Raw genomic sequence first — 14846 nt, forward strand, 5'->3', positions numbered from 1 at the left:
CCCACAGCGATCAGATCGCTTCGACTTCCACAGGCGGCCTCCGCGCTCGTCCGTCCGAGTTCTTGACGCGCAGCGATCATCAGCCGATCGCGTCGCGTCCCTCGTCGGCAGGAACGGCGGCGGGTTCCGCGCCGCGCTTGGCGCCAAGCTTCGAACCGACGGCGTCGGCGCGGAAATCGACCTCGCCATGGAGGTCCTCGGAGATCTGGTCAAAGCCGATCAGCTTGGAGAGGTCGACGCTCTGCTCGTGAATCATGATGCGCTCCTGAAGCCTGAGGGGAAGAGGCGAACTCCCTCGGCGGAACGCCCGCCGAGGCGATGGCGTGCGTACGCGGTCAGGCGCTGCCGGCGTCGGACGAGTCGTCCGACGGACGCGCCGTAGGCTCGACATCGGCGCGCTTGGCCCCGATCTTCGCTCCGAACGCGTCGTCCCTGAAGTCGAATTCACCGGCGCTTGCGTCGATCAACTGATCAAATCCAACGAGCCGCGCGAATTCCACGTCCTTTGAAAGGTTCATGGATCACCCCCGGTATCCTATGCTTCCGCAGGCTTACATAGACCTTCTCATCCGGCAAGAGCGCGGCGCCGTCTTTGGCGCGCCGACGGTCGAAGGGTCGCCTTCATCCCGCGTCGCAGACCGCCGGAACGGACCCGCCAATCGTCAGTCACGCCGGCATTTGTGGGCAGATGAGCCCCTCGCCGTCACGGCCGGGGAAAGGCGACGCAGGGACTGGATATCGCCAGATCGATCGCCCCCGCGCCCATGTCGAAGTCCGCAGGCGCGCGCACCGACAAGCGGTGGTCGCCGGCCATCGCCTCGAGCACGACGTGATCCCCGCGGAAGCTGCGGTTCACGACGGTCGCGGTCCGTCCCGATCCCGCGGCGCCGATGACGATCTGCTCGGGACGCACGCAGAGATAGACCCGTCCGTCCACGCCGGGCGCGACGGCCGCGAGCGTGGCGGTCCCGATCGCGGTGTCCGCCAAGCCGTCGCGGATCGTCGCTTCGAGAAAGATCGCCGAGCCGGTGATGCGCGCGACCTCCGCGCTCGCCGGCGTGCGGTAGACGGCGCGTGGGTCTCCGATCTGGGCGATGCGCCCCTCATGCATGACGGCCACGAGGTCGGCGCTCGCGAACGCCTCCTCGGGATCATGCGTGACGAGCACCGCCGATGCGCCGCTTCGCCTCAGCGTCGCGACCACCTCGGCCGAAAGCCCCCGCCGCAGGTCGAGGTCGAGGCCGTTGAAGGGTTCGTCGAGCGCCACCAGCCGCGGGCTCGGCGCAAGCGCGCGGGCGAGCGCGACGCGCTGCTGCTGGCCGCCGGACAGCTGGTGGGGGTAGCGGCCGGCGAGCGCCCCGCAGCCGACCAGCGCGAGCGCCCGCCCTATGCGGTCCGCCGTGCGCTCGGCGCGCCTCAGCCCGTAGCCGACGTTCCCCGCGACCGTGAGATGCGGGAACAGCGCGCCCTCCTGGGGCACGTAGCCGATGCGGCGCCGCTCGGGCGGCACGTGCTCGCGTCGGCTGGACACGACCGCCCCATCGATCGCGATCTCGCCGGCGTCGACGCGGTCGAAGCCTGCGATCAGACGCAGCAGGGTGGTCTTTCCGCAGCCGGACGGCCCGAGCAGCGCGGCGATCTCGCCCTCGCCCATGGAGAAGCCCACGCCGCGCAGCACGGCCTGCCCGCCAAAGGACTTCTCGACGGCGCGGAGGGAGAGGCTGCCCATCAGAAATCGTCGAGTTCGAGGCTGCGGCGGGTAAACACGTAGACCGGGACCGCGGAAAGCGCGACCAGCAGCGCGGCGAAGGGCGCCGCCGCCGCGTATTGCCCGTCATTGGCCCGGGACCAGACTTCGGTCGCGAGCGTCGTGACGCCGATCGGCGCGAGAAGCAGGGTGGCGGTGAGTTCGCGGACCAGTTCGAGCGTCATGAGCGCCAGGGCGGCGCCGAGGCCCGGAAGCACGTTGGGCAAGGTGACGGAGGCGAAGGCGGCGAGCGGCCCCTTGCCGAGGCTCCGGGCGACCTCCTCGAGTCCGGGCGGAGCCAGCTCCAGCGACGCCCGCAACGCCGATTGCGCGAGCGGCAGGAACAGCACGGCGTAGGCCGCAAACAGCAGCGCGACCGTCTGGTAGACCGCGGGCGCGAAGCGGATCGCGAAGAAGGTGAGCGCGAGCGCGACGACGAGCCCGGGGAGTCCGTGCACGACATAGGGCAGACGGTCGGCGATCTTGGCGAGCGCGCCGCGATGGCGCGTCGAGGCGAGCGCCAGCGGCAGCGCGAGCAGCGTGACCACGACGGCGCCCGGAAGCGCGAGGCTGAGCGAACCCTCGATGGCGGCGCCCAGATCGGCGAGCCCGCGGCCGCCGGAGCGGCCGACCACGAGCCAATAGACCAGCATGCCGACAGGAACGCCGGTCGACAGCGCCGTGAGGGCGGAAAAACCGAGCAGCACGGCGGGTCGCGCGCGCCCGAGCGGCGCCAGCCGCTGGTCGCGGCGGCCGCCGCGGCCGCTGCGCGCGAAACGCAGGTTCTGGCGCAGCCGCATCTCGCCCAGCGCGACCGGGAGGCACAGCGCCATGAGGATCGCCGACTGCAGAGCGGCCGAGCCGCTGTCGAACTGGAGCTCGTAGGAGGCGTAGATCGCGGTCGTGAAGGTCTGGACGCGCAGCAGGGCGAGCGCGCCGAACTCAGCCAGCATGTGCGCGAGCACCAGGAGCGCGCCCGCGCCGAGCGCCGGCCAGGCCTGTGGCAGCACGGCGCCCGTGAAGGTCCGCCAAGGACCGCGGCCGAGCGAGCGCGAGACGTCCTCATAGGCGGGGTCCATCCCCCTGAGGGCTGCCGACACGGGCAGATGGACCAGCGGATAATGCGACAGCGACAGGATCAGGACGGCCCCCGCCATGCCCTGGAACGCGACGTCGATCGACGCCCAGGCGAAGCTCGCGACGAAGGCCGGCACGGCGAGCGGAAGCGCGGCGAGAATACGCCAGACCCGGCGCCCCGGCAGATCGCAGCGCTCCACGCACCAGGCGGTCGCGACGCCGATCACGGCCGACGCCAGCGTGACGCTCGTCGCCAGCGTGACGGTGTTGACAAGCAGCTCCCAGGTGCGGGCGCGGAACAGCTCCTCGGCCACGCCGGACGCGCCGACCCCCCAGGCCCGGACGGCGACGTAGACCATCGGCAGCGCGATCAGACCGCAGGGGATCGCCCCCGCGAGGAGGAGCCAGGCCGGCGGAAGCGGATCGCGCCGCGCGGCGGCCGCGAGGGTCACGCGAGGCCGGCCTCGCGCTGCAGCGCGAGCGCGGCGGCGCCGTCGCTGACGTCGTCCGGCGCCACATCGGGCGGGTCGAGTTCGCCGATCGGCTTCAGCTTGTAGGGAGAAACGACGCCCGGCCGGACCGGATACTCCGCAACCGCATCCACGATCGCCTGCTGTCCCGCTTCGCCGGTCATGAAGGCGAGGAAGCGCTGCGCAAGCTCCGGCTTGCGGCTCGAGGCCAGCGCGCCCGCGGCCGACAGCGTGACCAGCGCGCCCGGATCCTTATGGCCGAGATAGTGCAGCTGGCACCGCATGTTCTCCTCGCCGATCTCGTCGGCCACGGAGAACCAGTAGTAGCTGTTGACGAGCGCGGTCGCGATCTCGCCGCGCTGCACCGCCTGCACGGCGGCGACGTTGCCATTGTAGACGCGGCCGTTGTCCTTGAGGCCCTTGAGCCACGCGATCGCGGCGTCGCGGCCCCTGAGCTTGTCGATCGCCAGCGCCTGGCTCTGGAACTCGCCGCTGGTCGGGACATAGGCCACCCGGCCCTTCCAGGCGGGCGTCGCGAAATCGAGCACCGAAGCCGGCAGCTCGCCGGGCGCAATCTGGCGCATGTCATAGGCGACGACCCGGCAGCGCGCCGTGATCCCGACCCAGCTTCCGTCCCGGGCGGCGTATTGCGGCGGGAGCGCGGCGAGCGTCGCCGGATCGACGGGCGCCAGCAGCTTTCGGGCGGCGAGCATGGCGACCGGCGCCGTCTCTTCGGAGAAGAAGACGTCGGCGGGCGAGGCTGCGCCCTCCTCCAGGATCTGGTTGGCGAGCTGGGCGCTGCCGCCTTTGCGGATCGCGACCTGAACGCCGGTCGCGTTCATGAAGGCCTGGACCACGGCGGTCGCAGGCTCGGCGTGCTGGCCATTGTAGAGCGTCAGCGTCTCGGCCGCGCCGGCGGGGGTCGCGAGACCGGCCGGGACGACGGCCGCAGCGCCCAGAGACGCGCCCGTCCGAAGGAGCGCGCGCCTGTCGAAGAGACTCATTAGAACTGCTCTAAATTATTGCCGTTGTTCGGAAAGTCGACAAATGTCCTCCGCGCCGACATGTCAACTGTGGGAGCCGCCGCACGGGCGAAGCCCGCCGCCGCGGACCCGCGCTGACCCGTTCCCCCGTCCCGAGACCGCGAGCCAAGTCCGCCGTCTCCGCAGAGACCATCGGTCTTGGTCGCCCATGTCGGTCCAGGTGACCGGCCGCTTGCGGCCCGGCTATGGTGGGCGCGCCGGGCGCCGACCGGCGACCCTTTGCCGTGGAGCGTTGTCGTGAATCAGGGAGCTTTCTCGGGCGACGACGGCCGAGCGCCGGACACGCCGGACGGTCAGGCGCGGGTCGACGCCGTGTTCCGCAACGGCACGATCACGGCCTTCGGCGTGACCGTCTCCTTCTCGCTGGGCTTCATCGCGCAATGGGCGGCCAGTCCGGGCGTCTGGCACGCCTATGACACGCCGCCGATCGTCGTGATGTTCGTCGGCAGCGTCTTGCAGATCAGGGCGCTCGCTCTGCTTCTGCCCGTCGAGGGCCTGATCAAGACGACCTACGACAAGGCGACGCGAAGCTACATGCTCGGCCTCGTGCTCACGGGCGTCGGCGTGTTCTCGGCGATCGGCGCGGACGTGGTGCCGACGCTGCTGAACTGACCGGGCGCCCGATCGCGATGCGAGCCCGCGCTCAACGCGAGCGCGCCTGCCGGTTCCAGCCCGCGGGGCAAGGTCGCCCCCTCCGAGCGCCCGGCCGGCGTGCTGCGAAAGTTCCGGCGGGCGGACGACGCGCGACGCCTATATACGCCCTCCCCTCCCGACCGAAGGCCTTCAGGAGAACGCAATGCACGTCACCCTCGAGAACGCCGAGGCCGCGATCCGCGCCGCGGTGGAGAAAGCCCGCGCGATCGACACCTTCATGTGCGTCGCGGTCGTGGATTCCGGCGCGGACCTCAAGGCCTTCCATCGCATGGACGACGCCTGGGTTGGCAGCATCGACATCGCGATCAAGAAGGCCAAGACCGCCGTGTTCTTCGGCATGCCGACCGGCGAGATCGGCAAGCTCTCGCAGCCGGGCGGCCCGCTTTACGGCATCGAGCATTCGAACGGCGGACTGATCACCTTTCCGGGCGGCCTCCCGATCGTCGACAAGGACGGCGTGATGATGGGCGCGATCGGCGTCAGCGGCAGTTCGGTCGAGAACGATCACGCGGTCGCGACCGCCGGCGCCGCGGCGCTCGGAACCTGGGAGCTGCCGGCCCATCCTTGGCGAACGTGAGGTCGGGAGGATCGGCCTCCCCGGCGGTCGTGGACCGTCGCATCGGCCAGGCGGCGAAAGTCCTGCGCCGCCCGCGACGCCTTGAGCCGGTTTCCTCCCCGCGCCCGACGCGCTCCATCCCGATCGTCGCCTCCCGGATGGCGCGCGGGTCATGAAGGCCCGCTGCGACCCGGGGTCGCCGTCACCACCCGATCGCGGTCGGCAGCCAGGTCGCGACGCCGGGGAAGAAGAACACCACCAAGAGCGCGACGAGTTGCAGGCCGATGAACGGCACGACGCCCTTGTAGATGTCGAGCGTCGAGACCTCCGGAGGCGCGACGCCCCGGAGATAGAACAGCGCCCAACCGAAGGGCGGCGTCAGGAACGAGGTCTGGAGCACCACCGCGATGAGCGAGGCGGCCCACACGATGTTGACCCCGTCGGCGATCATCAGCGGCAGGAACATCGGCACCACGATGTAGCTGATCTCGATCCACTCGATGAAGAAGCCGAGCACGAAGATGATCGCGAGCATGAAAATCAGCATGCCCGTCGAGCCGCCCGGCACCATCTCGAAGGCGTCGTGCACGAGGCGTTCGCCGCCGAGGCCGCGAAACGACAGCGCGAACACCTGACTGCAGATCAGGATGGAGAACATCATGGCGGTGATGCGCGCCGTGGAGTTCACGACGTCCACCAACGTCTTCATCGACAGCCGGCCCGCGACCGCCGCGACGAGGATCGACCCGACCGCGCCCATTGAGGCCGCCTCGGTCGGGGCCGCCACGCCGCCGATGATCGAGCCCAGCACCGCGAGCACGAGCGCAATCGGCGGCACGCCGACCTTCAGCGTCTTCATCCAGAGCTCGCGCCGCGGCAGCGCCTGCCGCTCCGCAAGCGGAATTGGCGGGACCATTTCCGGCTTGAAGACCCCGACCAGCAGGATGTAGGCGCCGAGGATGGCGGTGAGCAGAAGTCCCGGCATCACGGCGGCGGCGAACAGCGTGCCGACCGACTGGCCCATTATGTCGGCGAGCAGGATCAGGATCGTGCTCGGCGGTATGAGCTGGCCGAGCGTGCCGGAGGCGCAGATCGCCCCGCAGGACAGTCGCTTGTCATAGCCGCGCTTGAGCAGCGTCGGCAGGGTGAGCAGGCCGAGCGTCACGATGGTCGCGCCGACGATGCCGGTGGTCGCTCCCATCAGCATGCCGACCAGCACGATGCCGAGCCCCATGCCGCCGCGCAGGCCGCCGGCGAGATAGCCGATGACCTCCATGAGCTCGTCGGCCATGCGCGACTTCTCGAGCATCACCCCCATGAACACGAAGAGCGGGATGGCGATGAGCGTGTAGTTCGCGGTCACGCCATAGATGCGCGCAGGCAAGAGGTTGAATAGGCCCGTCCCGAAGCCAAGCCAGCCGAAGACGAAGCCGGAGATGGCGAGCGTCAGCGCGACGGGCACGCCGACGAACAGCAGGACGAAAAACGAGCCGATGCAGCAGAGCGCGAGGATCTCGTTAACCGGCATTGATCGACGCCGTCTTGAGACCGTCCTGGCCGCCGAAGAACGGCTTCAGCGCGCGCAGCACGGAGGCGAGGCTCTGGAGGCCGAACAGCACGAACCCCGCCGGGATCATGGCCTTGATGATCCAGCGATAGGGCAGCCCGCCAGGATCCGGCGAGCCCTCGCCGATGCGGTAGGACTGCATGACGTAGGGCATTGAGATCTTGACGATCAGGACGGCGAGCGCGAGCGCGCAGAGCGCGGAGAACAGGTCGATCGCGCGTCGGACCGTTTCCGGCAGGCTCGAATAGAAGATGTCGACCCGCACATGACCGTCATGCTTGATCGTGTAGGCGATGCAGAGCAGCGTCAGCGGCGCCATGAGGTGCCACTCGAGCTCCTGGGTCGCAACCGAGCCGATGTGAAAGAGATAGCGGGCGACGACGTTGCCCGCCATGACGAGGACGAGGGCGAGGCCCGTCCACGCGGCGATGCGGCCGAAGACCTCGACGACGGCGTCGAGGCCCTGGGCCCAGGTCTCCAGGCGCTCAGGCATGCAGGATCAAACGCCGCCGACGCGGATCTGCTCCTGGAACACGGCTTCGGAGACGCCGGCCCACTTGTCGTGCTTTTCCTTGAACGCAAGGAAGGCGTCGTAGACCTTCTTGATCTTCGGATCGGAGGCCGCTAGGCCGTCGAGCGTCGTCTTGGTCGTGGCGCGCAACCCCTCGACCACCTCCTTCGGCAGCGGACCTGCGATCACCCCCTGATTCTTCACGAGATCGTCGAGCGCCTCGGCGTTGGTCGCCTCGCACCAGGTGTGGCTGATCGTGTTGCAGGCCGCGGCCGCCGTACGGACGATCGCCTTGAGGTCGTCGGGCAGCGAGTCCCAGGCGGCCTGATTGATCGTCAGCTCGGTGACGTTGTTCGGCTCGTGCCAGCCGGTGGTGTAGTAATATTTCGCCGCCTTCTGCAGGCCGAGGCGACGATCCTGATACGGGCCGACGAACTCGGCCGCGTCGATCACGCCGCGCTCCAGCGCCGGGAAGATTTCGCCGCCGGGTAGCAGCTTCACGTCGACGCCGAGCTGCGCATAGACCTTTCCGGCGAGGCCGGGGATGCGCATCTTGAGGCCCTTGAAGTCCTCGATCTTCTCGATCGGCTTTCTGAACCAGCCGGTCATCTGCACGCCGGTGTTGCCCATCGGCATCGGCACCAGGTTGAACGGCTTGTAGAGCTCCTCCCAGAGCGCCAGACCGCCGCCATGGTAGATCCACGCATTCTGCCCCTGGAAGTTGAGCCCGAACGGCACAGTGGTGAAAAATTGGGCGGCGGGGACCTTGCCTGCCCAAAAATACGAATTCGCCGCGTTCATCTCGACCGTGCCGGCCGAACAGGCGTCGAAACCCTCAAGCGCCGGGATGAGCTCCCCGGCGGCGAAGTGCTGGATGGTCAGCCGGCCGCCCGACATCTGTTTCACGAGGTCGCAGAAATAGGTCGGGCTGCCGGGCCCCGTCACGTAGAACGGCGCGCCGGGGCCGTAGGCATTGGTCATCTTCCAGGAGAAGGTCTGCTGTGCGCGCGCCACGGCTGGCGCTGCGAGCGACGCCACGGCGCCGAGCGCCCCAGCCGATAAGACTCTACGACGATCCATGCTACCTCGCTCAGGCGCCCAGGGCGGCCCCGATTTCATTGCGAGACGCCGGCAGCAAATGGCATGCCAGCCGCGCGGGCGGAGCGGCTCACGGGTTTGTCACAACCGGCGTTCTTCACGACCCGGGATAGGGGTCGGTCCGTTTGGGCTCGGTCCAGGCATGAGGGCGGGCCGCCCGGTCGTCAGAACCGGGGCGAGCGGCGGCGGAGATCATGAAGATCCAAGGCCGGCCGGTCGCGCAGGCCCGGCGGATTTCCTGGACCGCGTCTCGACAAAGCGCCTGTCCCTCGTCGCGTCGACGGCGAATGCGCGCCATCCGCGGCCCGTCCACAGCTGGGCGGCGCCCCGGCGCAAGCGTGAAGGACCTCACGGCGCGGCTACCGGAGACCGCAGACTGCGGAACCGCCCCCAACCCCGATTGCCGGCCGCCTCCCGATCCGCTAGGTTCCGCGGCGCTTCGGCACCCGTAGCTCAGCTGGATAGAGCGCTGCCCTCCGAAGGCAGAGGTCAGAGGTTCGAATCCTCTCGGGTGCGCCATTCCCATTTCGGCAGCGGAGAAATGGCTCGACGCGCTGGCTCCCTGCCTCGGCTTTGCGCCGAGACAGCCCGGACCGGGCGGACTGCCGCCGCGTGACGCCGAAATAGTCCTCCATATGATTGTCGTCGGCCCAGGTTGGGGACGCCGCGCCGAACCGGCAGCAGGGATAATCTCTCGCTCGCCGCGCCGTTCTCAGCCGATTTCGGCGAAGACATCCTCGTTGAGCCGGCTGAGCGTCAGCGTCTAGGGGTCCGCACGCCGACGCCGTCCTCGATCATGAGATCGGCGAAGGTCTGGCCGTCGATCGGGATCACGCGTTGCGAAAGATGGCGGACGAAGTCGCGCGCGCCGGCGCTGAGGTCGAGGTGGTGACGAACACGCCCTTCCTCGCGCCGAGGCCCACCAGGCTGCCGACGAAGCCCTGCACGTTCGGCCGGCCCACCGTGCTGCCCACGGCGTAGCGCTTGGCCTGGACGTCGACGCGGTCGAGGCGGTCCTCGTTGATGACGCCGCCGTCACCCGAGCGGCCGAGCTGCTTCGCCGCGTTCTTGTGCGTGCCGCCATAGCGGCGGCCGCCACCCACTCCCGCCCGATGGCGCAAGCTTGTCGCGACATGTCAAAGCCCCCGTTTACGCCGGGGGCGCGGACGCGTCGCGTACGCTGTCTGCCGTCAGCACAACGATGCGAGGTCTAGCGAACGGAACCGAGCCAAGGCCCGCGGCTAAGTCTTTTCGCAGAGGATCGCCGAGAGCGACGAAGCCCTGCCGTGTTGTCGGAGTCAGACGGTGCGACTCGCCGACAGGATGAGCTGGGCGATCGTGTCAGGCTGCGAGATAAGGGACACATGGCTCGCCTTAACTTCGATTGTCGTCGCGCCCATGCGCTTGGCCATGAAGCGCTCGAGGTCAGGGTCGATCGTGCGGTCTTCGGTCGAGACGGCGTAGAAGGACGGCTTCGTCCTCCACGCGGCGTGGGTCGTCCTGCCCGCAAGCAGCTCCTTGCGGAACGGCTGCTGCACGGCGAACAGCGCCCTCGCTCTTGTTTCAGGAAGGTCTCCTGCGAAATCGCGCAAGAAGGCGGCCTCGCCGAGGCGACCTTCGTCGCCGTCGAACACGACGCCGGCCGAGGCGGGCGGCGTCGGAAAGGTCTTGGCCAGGGCGGCGAAGTCTTCGCCGGCGTCCGGGGCCCGTGCGGCGACGTAGACCAGGGCGGAAACGTTTGTGTGCACGCCCGCCTCGGTGACGATCATGCCGGAGAAGGAATGCCCGGCCAGAACAGTCGGCCCGTCCTGCCGGTCGAGCACGCGTTGCGCGGCGGCCACCGCCTCGGGAAGCGATGTAAGCGGGTTTTGCACCGACGTGACATTGAGGCCCGCCGCCTGTAGCAGGGGAATAACCTCGGACCACGACGAGCCGTCCGCGAACAGCCCGTGCAGTAGGACGACATTTCGAGCGGGCGTCTGCGCGACGGCGCGGCCGCCTCCGAGCGCGGCGAAGGCGCCGAGGCCGGCAATGGCCGCTGTGAAGGTTCGGCGGGAGACGCCGGAGCTGCCGTGATTTTGACGCGTATGGGCTTCGTTCACTGGAGCAATCCTGTTGGTCTCGAAGTGTAAAGGCGCAACGAGCGTGGCCAGGGCCCGCACGGCGCCGTCGTCTGCCGGCGCGAGGCCTTGCCGCAATCCCGAGTCAGCCGTTGTTCCGGTCGACGTCCCAGTCAAAGCTCGACGAAGGCAAGCTGCGGTCCCCGGGGGCCTCGACGTCGCGCACCTGACGCATGCGGATACCGGTCGCCTTTCCGGAGCTGGCCCAGATGGCGTCAGGCGCATGAGCATGGTGCTGCAGGGCGTTGTCGGAAGGCGTCGCGACGGCGGCAGTGGCGACCAGAGCGGAGGCGGCGAGGGCGAATAGAACGGTCTTCATGGCCTCTCTCCTATCTGGGTTCTCAGCGCTGGGGCGGCGCCGATGGGGAGAAAGCTACGACGACAATCGGTCCGGGGTTATCGTACTGAACGGCCGAACGCTCATACCAAGGTTTGCGGCGCTTAGGGCCCGTGGGTTCGGCAGATCGCAGCGCTGGCCGCCCGACCTTAGGCGTCTCTCGATCTAAACCTGCGTATGATTTCGGCCTGCTCGGGATTACGCGAAAGTCGCGGCGGAACAGGCGCCGCGACATCTTTCGCTTTGGGAAACGACATGGATCAGACCGGATCAATCAGGACAGCCGAAGCCGACGCCAGGCTCGCCCTCACCCGGCGGATCATGGCGGTGGCGGGTCACGACCTGAAGCAGCCACTTCAGCTCGCGATGATGTCGCTCGAGCTTGCGACCGCCCATGCCGGCAGCGGCGCACTTGCCGAGCGACATGTGACCGTCGCCCGGGACGCACTGAAACGCCTGAATGTCGAACTCGACAGTCTGGCGCGCATGTCTCAGGCTGACGATCGCCTAGCGCCGCGCGTGAGGCCGACAGCGCTAGGACCGATTCTTCGCGAAGTGAAGCGCGATTGGCAGGGCTTTGCGGAGGTCTGCGGTGTCACTCTCGCGTTCGAGGTTGCGGCCGTCGAAGTCTGCACGGATCCCGACATGCTGAAGACGATCCTGCGCAACCTGATCGGCAACGCCGTCAAATATTCGGCTCGCGATAGCCGGGTGACGGTCACCGCGAGGGTTATGAAGAGCTTCGTGGTCGTAGACGTCGCCGACGACGGCGGTGGGATCGCGGAAGAGAAACTCGAACGGATCTTCGACGCCTTCGACCGGGGAGATCGTTCCGACGCCGACGGACTCGGTCTCGGCCTCCACATCGTGCGGCAGACGGCGAGGCTCTTAAGCCATCCAATCGCGGTCCGCTCGATCGAGGGCGAAGGATCTATCTTTTCCGTCGCCCTGCCGCTGGCCGCTCCCGCCGGCCACGGCGCCAACGCGTAGCCGCCCACATGGCGCGTCCGGACCGCATCCGCCGTCGCGCAAGGATCGCCTGTTCCGGACTGCGGCGTTCGGAGCTCCCGCGCTGAACCATGCCGCCATCGGCGTGATCTTGGGCTTCCTCGCGGCGGCCCCCATCATCGCGGCGTGGGTCGGCCGCCTGTTTCTGACGGCGGCTTCTTAAGCCGCCACCGATGGGTTCAAGCGCCTCGACGTTTCCAGTTTGAGGGCGTTCGTCGCCATGTCGGCGATCACGATCGCCGCCTTCCTCGCATGGCGCAACCAGGCGGCGACGCTCGCGAAGCAGGCGCAGCTCCGCGAGTATCTCCTGTGGCTGCGGAGCACGCCTATGGCTGGTCGCGCGCCGAGGCCCTCGGCGGATCGGCTGACCATTTGCTGCAGACGCGCTGTCCGCAGAGCGCGGCGAAAATCGAGGCTGAGTTGCTGCGCGCCGGCCGGTGGGAGGACCCGCGGACGTCGACCTCGCCGCCCACGGTCAATTCCAAAAGCTCAATCCGTCCACCTCGAAGGACCCGCTTCAACAGAGGGTCCAAGGTCAGCGACGACTGACAGCCACCCACACAAAACTGAACGCCAACAGTACGGTTATGTCAATTAAAGAACAAATCTAAGCACCCTAAGTTCTCGCCATCGGCAGAAGAGGCGTCCTTCCGTGGTTTCCGCGGACCGATGAGGGCGGCCGCTTTGGTGATCCTTGCTGGCGACCCAAGGGAAGCTCGGCCGGACTTAATAGAGAGATCTTCCTGAGCGATCGCAGAACGCGGCGGCCCGCTTCGATGCTCGCAAACGAGGAATTTTATGATGATCACGATGCTGGTGACCTATGCGGGCGATGAGCAAACACTGTTCGACCGGGACCATTGGGTCAACGTGCACTTTCCACTCGTGCGGGAAAGCTGGGGACCTTATGGGCTGGTCAGCGCCGGCGGCTTCTTTCCGCAAGGTGACGGCGCCGGGCTGATCGCGGTTGGCGTCGTAAACTTCCGCGACGAGGCCGCCATGGAAGCGGCGCTCAAATCGCCGGAGACCGCCCAGGTCATGGCTGACGTCAACATCGTCACCGCCATCAAACCGCAGCGCAGCGTCGTGAAGCCTCTCTGAGCGGGGGGCTGATCACTCGAGGTCTGCGCCCTGCCATTGAAGTTGAAAACCATGACTTCCAGCAACCCACCTTCGCTAGCTTCGACTGGTCTCCTGACCGAGCCGGACGTCGCAGCGCTCGACCCTCGGCGCTGGGCGATGTTCGCCGTGCTGCTGGTCGGCGCTTTCCTGCCGCCGCTCGACTTCTTCATCGTCAATGTCGCTCTCCCTTCCATCCAGCAGGATCTGGGAGCGTCTTCGTCAGCCGAGCAGCTGGTCATGTCCTCTTACGCCGCCCTCTACGCCGTGACCCTGATCACGGGTGGACGGCTCGGCGATCTCTTCGGTCGAGAGCGGATGTTCGTCGTCGGGCTACTCGGTTTCGCTTTGGCGTCCATGCTCTGTGGGCTCGCCTGGTCGCCATGGGCGCTGGTATCCGGGCGGGCGATGCAGGGCGTGACGGCCGCCGTGATGGCGCCGCAGGCCCTCGCTTCGGTCCAGGCGATATTCTCGGAGAAGGAGAAGCATTTCGCGCTCAGCCTCTATGGCGCCGTGTTCGGTCTGGCGTCCGTCGTTGGTCAGGCCCTGGGCGGAGTCCTGATATCCTTGGATGTCTTCGGACTGGGGTGGCGGGCGATCTTTCTCGTCAACCTGCCGGTGGCGTTCCTGGTCATCGCCTTCGCCGTCCCGCTGCTACGCGCAACGCGCGTACGTGATCCGCGCAAGCTCGATCTGGTCGGCGCCACGCTCCAGATGGTGACGCTGGCCGCCCTGATCCTCCCGCTTGTCGAAGGCCGGGAGGCAGGCTGGCCCCTATGGGCGTGGATTTCGCTGTCTGCAGTTCCGATCCTGGCAGGCGCCTTCTGGCGATATGAAGGGACGCTTGCACGTGCGGGTGGTTCTCCGCTGCTGGACCCCAGAGCCCTGAACGCGCCAGGACTGGCCCGAGGACTGACGATAGCGCTGCTGTTCTACACGATCTCGACGTTCTTCCTGCTGTTCTCGGTCTATCTGCAGCAGGCCTTACACGCGAGCGCGCTGGAGGCAGGCCTTGTCTTCCTCCCCTATGGACTGGGCTATCTGCTCGGCCCACTTATCTCGCCAGCGTTCAGGCGCGTATTGGGGACCTTCGTCACCCCCCTCGGCATGAGCCTGGAGGCGATCGCTCTCTACGGCGTCGCCTGGCTGATCGGGGCGACGACGCCGGGCGCGCTGCCCGACCATCCATGGCTCGTCTCCCTCCTCTTCCTGACTGGATTCGGTCAGGGGCTCGCGACACCCGGCCTGATGCACATGGTCACTGGTCGCGTCTTGCCCGCCTTCTCAGGCATGATCGCAGGAGTGACCAGCTCTACCCTTCAGGTGAGCGTGGCGCTCAGCGTCGCAGTGATCGGCGGTGTTTTCTATGCGCTCAGCGGAGAGCGCGCCGATGCCGGCGAACTCACTCACGCTTTCGTTGTGGCTCTCCTCGTCATCGCCACCAGCCAAATCATCGGCGCGGGTCTCGGCCTGACGATCGCCCGTTGGCCTGCGTCCGACGCCGCGCACAGGTCTCATCCCGACAACAGGAGATAGGAC

Annotated in this window: 16 protein-coding genes, 1 tRNA gene and 1 pseudogene; 6 read left to right on the top strand and 12 right to left on the bottom strand. The window is 67.8% G+C overall.

Annotated features, from left to right (window positions below; genetic code table 11):
• Positions 1–79: 79 nt before the first annotated feature.
• From ACO2RJ_RS11400 to ACO2RJ_RS11420, 5 genes are all read right to left on the bottom strand, one after another.
• The gene (locus ACO2RJ_RS11400) at positions 80–256 is read right to left on the bottom strand and encodes a hypothetical protein (protein ID WP_423268133.1); all 177 of its coding nucleotides are present in this window, start codon (positions 254–256) and stop codon (positions 80–82) included.
• 79 nt (positions 257–335) lie between these two features.
• Positions 336–518 (bottom strand): hypothetical protein, encoded by a 183-nt coding sequence (locus ACO2RJ_RS11405; RefSeq protein WP_423268134.1) that lies wholly within the window; start codon positions 516–518, stop codon positions 336–338.
• 185 nt (positions 519–703) lie between these two features.
• On the bottom strand, positions 704–1729 hold the full coding sequence (locus tag ACO2RJ_RS11410; protein ID WP_423268135.1) for an ABC transporter ATP-binding protein: 1026 nt from the start codon (positions 1727–1729) through the stop codon (positions 704–706).
• Positions 1729–3276, bottom strand: coding sequence for an ABC transporter permease (locus ACO2RJ_RS11415; RefSeq protein ID WP_423268136.1), 1548 nt, complete (start codon positions 3274–3276; stop codon positions 1729–1731). Before ACO2RJ_RS11415 ends, ACO2RJ_RS11410 begins: the two co-directional genes overlap by 1 nt.
• Positions 3273–4298, bottom strand: a complete 1026-nt coding sequence (locus tag ACO2RJ_RS11420) for an extracellular solute-binding protein (RefSeq protein ID WP_423268137.1) — start codon at positions 4296–4298, stop codon at positions 3273–3275. The genes ACO2RJ_RS11415 and ACO2RJ_RS11420 overlap by 4 nt, the downstream gene beginning before the upstream one ends.
• Positions 4299–4574: 276 nt before the next feature.
• On the opposite strand from ACO2RJ_RS11420, the gene ACO2RJ_RS11425 reads away from it, so the two are divergent.
• Both ACO2RJ_RS11425 and ACO2RJ_RS11430 read left to right on the top strand, forming a co-directional pair.
• Entirely contained in the window at positions 4575–4949 is a 375-nt protein-coding gene (locus ACO2RJ_RS11425) for a hypothetical protein (protein ID WP_423268138.1), read from the top strand.
• Positions 4950–5133: 184 nt separating this feature from the next.
• Complete coding sequence (locus ACO2RJ_RS11430; RefSeq protein ID WP_423268139.1) at positions 5134–5568, top strand: GlcG/HbpS family heme-binding protein; 435 nt, start codon at positions 5134–5136, stop codon at positions 5566–5568.
• A gap of 181 nt (positions 5569–5749) precedes the next feature.
• Here ACO2RJ_RS11430 and ACO2RJ_RS11435 read toward each other — a convergent pair whose 3' ends face one another.
• Genes ACO2RJ_RS11435 through ACO2RJ_RS11445 form a run of 3 tightly spaced genes read right to left on the bottom strand, consistent with a single transcriptional unit; the run spans position 5750 to position 8663 of the window.
• Entirely contained in the window at positions 5750–7075 is a 1326-nt protein-coding gene (locus ACO2RJ_RS11435) for a TRAP transporter large permease (RefSeq protein ID WP_423268140.1), read from the bottom strand.
• Complete coding sequence (locus tag ACO2RJ_RS11440) at positions 7065–7607, bottom strand: TRAP transporter small permease subunit (protein ID WP_423268141.1); 543 nt, start codon at positions 7605–7607, stop codon at positions 7065–7067. The genes ACO2RJ_RS11435 and ACO2RJ_RS11440 overlap by 11 nt, the downstream gene beginning before the upstream one ends.
• Positions 7608–7613: 6 nt before the next feature.
• The gene (locus ACO2RJ_RS11445; protein WP_423268142.1) at positions 7614–8663 is read right to left on the bottom strand and encodes a TRAP transporter substrate-binding protein; all 1050 of its coding nucleotides are present in this window, start codon (positions 8661–8663) and stop codon (positions 7614–7616) included.
• Positions 8664–9165: 502 nt separating this feature from the next.
• On the opposite strand from ACO2RJ_RS11445, the gene ACO2RJ_RS11450 reads away from it, so the two are divergent.
• A tRNA-Arg gene (locus tag ACO2RJ_RS11450) sits at positions 9166–9242 on the top strand.
• Between the two features lie 26 nt (positions 9243–9268).
• Here ACO2RJ_RS11450 and ACO2RJ_RS11455 read toward each other — a convergent pair.
• The 4 genes and pseudogenes from ACO2RJ_RS11455 to ACO2RJ_RS11470 all read right to left on the bottom strand — a co-directional run.
• Positions 9269–9385, bottom strand: a pseudogene (locus ACO2RJ_RS11455) (MipA/OmpV family protein); the annotation flags it as partial.
• Positions 9386–9553: 168 nt separating this feature from the next.
• On the bottom strand, positions 9554–9826 hold the full coding sequence (locus tag ACO2RJ_RS11460; RefSeq protein ID WP_423268143.1) for a restriction endonuclease: 273 nt from the start codon (positions 9824–9826) through the stop codon (positions 9554–9556).
• A 195-nt stretch (positions 9827–10021) separates the two neighbouring features.
• The gene (locus ACO2RJ_RS11465) at positions 10022–10825 is read right to left on the bottom strand and encodes an alpha/beta fold hydrolase (protein WP_423268144.1); all 804 of its coding nucleotides are present in this window, start codon (positions 10823–10825) and stop codon (positions 10022–10024) included.
• Positions 10826–10928: 103 nt separating this feature from the next.
• Entirely contained in the window at positions 10929–11162 is a 234-nt protein-coding gene (locus ACO2RJ_RS11470) for a hypothetical protein (RefSeq protein WP_423268145.1), read from the bottom strand.
• 384 nt (positions 11163–11546) lie between these two features.
• Here ACO2RJ_RS11470 and ACO2RJ_RS11475 point away from each other — a divergent pair, with 384 nt between their 5' ends.
• The 3 genes from ACO2RJ_RS11475 to ACO2RJ_RS11485 all read left to right on the top strand — a co-directional run bounded on the left by ACO2RJ_RS11475 (position 11547) and on the right by ACO2RJ_RS11485 (position 14843).
• Positions 11547–12170, top strand: coding sequence for a sensor histidine kinase (locus ACO2RJ_RS11475; protein ID WP_423268146.1), 624 nt, complete (start codon positions 11547–11549; stop codon positions 12168–12170).
• A gap of 816 nt (positions 12171–12986) precedes the next feature.
• Positions 12987–13289, top strand: coding sequence for an EthD family reductase (locus tag ACO2RJ_RS11480; protein ID WP_423268147.1), 303 nt, complete (start codon positions 12987–12989; stop codon positions 13287–13289).
• Positions 13290–13340: 51 nt separating this feature from the next.
• Positions 13341–14843: an MFS transporter gene (locus tag ACO2RJ_RS11485; RefSeq protein WP_423268148.1), complete on the top strand. Its 1503-nt coding sequence runs from the start codon at positions 13341–13343 to the stop codon at positions 14841–14843.
• Positions 14844–14846 lie beyond the last annotated feature (3 nt).

It is taken from the genome of Hansschlegelia sp. KR7-227, from assembly GCF_049446035.1.
GTDB lineage: Bacteria > Pseudomonadota > Alphaproteobacteria > Rhizobiales > Methylopilaceae > Methylopila.

What these genes read in the sequence shown, in the direction of transcription:
- ACO2RJ_RS11400 (WP_423268133.1), bottom strand. Translation starts at nt 256, where the DNA reads ATGATTCACGAGCAGAGCGTCGACCTCTCCAAGCTGATCGGCTTTGAC.
- ACO2RJ_RS11405 (WP_423268134.1), bottom strand. Translation starts at nt 518, where the DNA reads ATGAACCTTTCAAAGGACGTGGAATTCGCGCGGCTCGTTGGATTTGAT.
- ACO2RJ_RS11410 (WP_423268135.1), bottom strand. Translation starts at nt 1,729, where the DNA reads ATGGGCAGCCTCTCCCTCCGCGCCGTCGAGAAGTCCTTTGGCGGGCAG.
- ACO2RJ_RS11420 (WP_423268137.1), bottom strand. Translation starts at nt 4,298, where the DNA reads ATGAGTCTCTTCGACAGGCGCGCGCTCCTTCGGACGGGCGCGTCTCTG.
- ACO2RJ_RS11430 (WP_423268139.1), top strand. Translation starts at nt 5,134, where the DNA reads ATGCACGTCACCCTCGAGAACGCCGAGGCCGCGATCCGCGCCGCGGTG.
- ACO2RJ_RS11435 (WP_423268140.1), bottom strand. Translation starts at nt 7,075, where the DNA reads ATGCCGGTTAACGAGATCCTCGCGCTCTGCTGCATCGGCTCGTTTTTC.
- ACO2RJ_RS11440 (WP_423268141.1), bottom strand. Translation starts at nt 7,607, where the DNA reads ATGCCTGAGCGCCTGGAGACCTGGGCCCAGGGCCTCGACGCCGTCGTC.
- ACO2RJ_RS11470 (WP_423268145.1), bottom strand. Translation starts at nt 11,162, where the DNA reads ATGAAGACCGTTCTATTCGCCCTCGCCGCCTCCGCTCTGGTCGCCACT.
- ACO2RJ_RS11475 (WP_423268146.1), top strand. Translation starts at nt 11,547, where the DNA reads ATGATGTCGCTCGAGCTTGCGACCGCCCATGCCGGCAGCGGCGCACTT.
- ACO2RJ_RS11480 (WP_423268147.1), top strand. Translation starts at nt 12,987, where the DNA reads ATGATGATCACGATGCTGGTGACCTATGCGGGCGATGAGCAAACACTG.
- ACO2RJ_RS11485 (WP_423268148.1), top strand. Translation starts at nt 13,341, where the DNA reads ATGACTTCCAGCAACCCACCTTCGCTAGCTTCGACTGGTCTCCTGACC.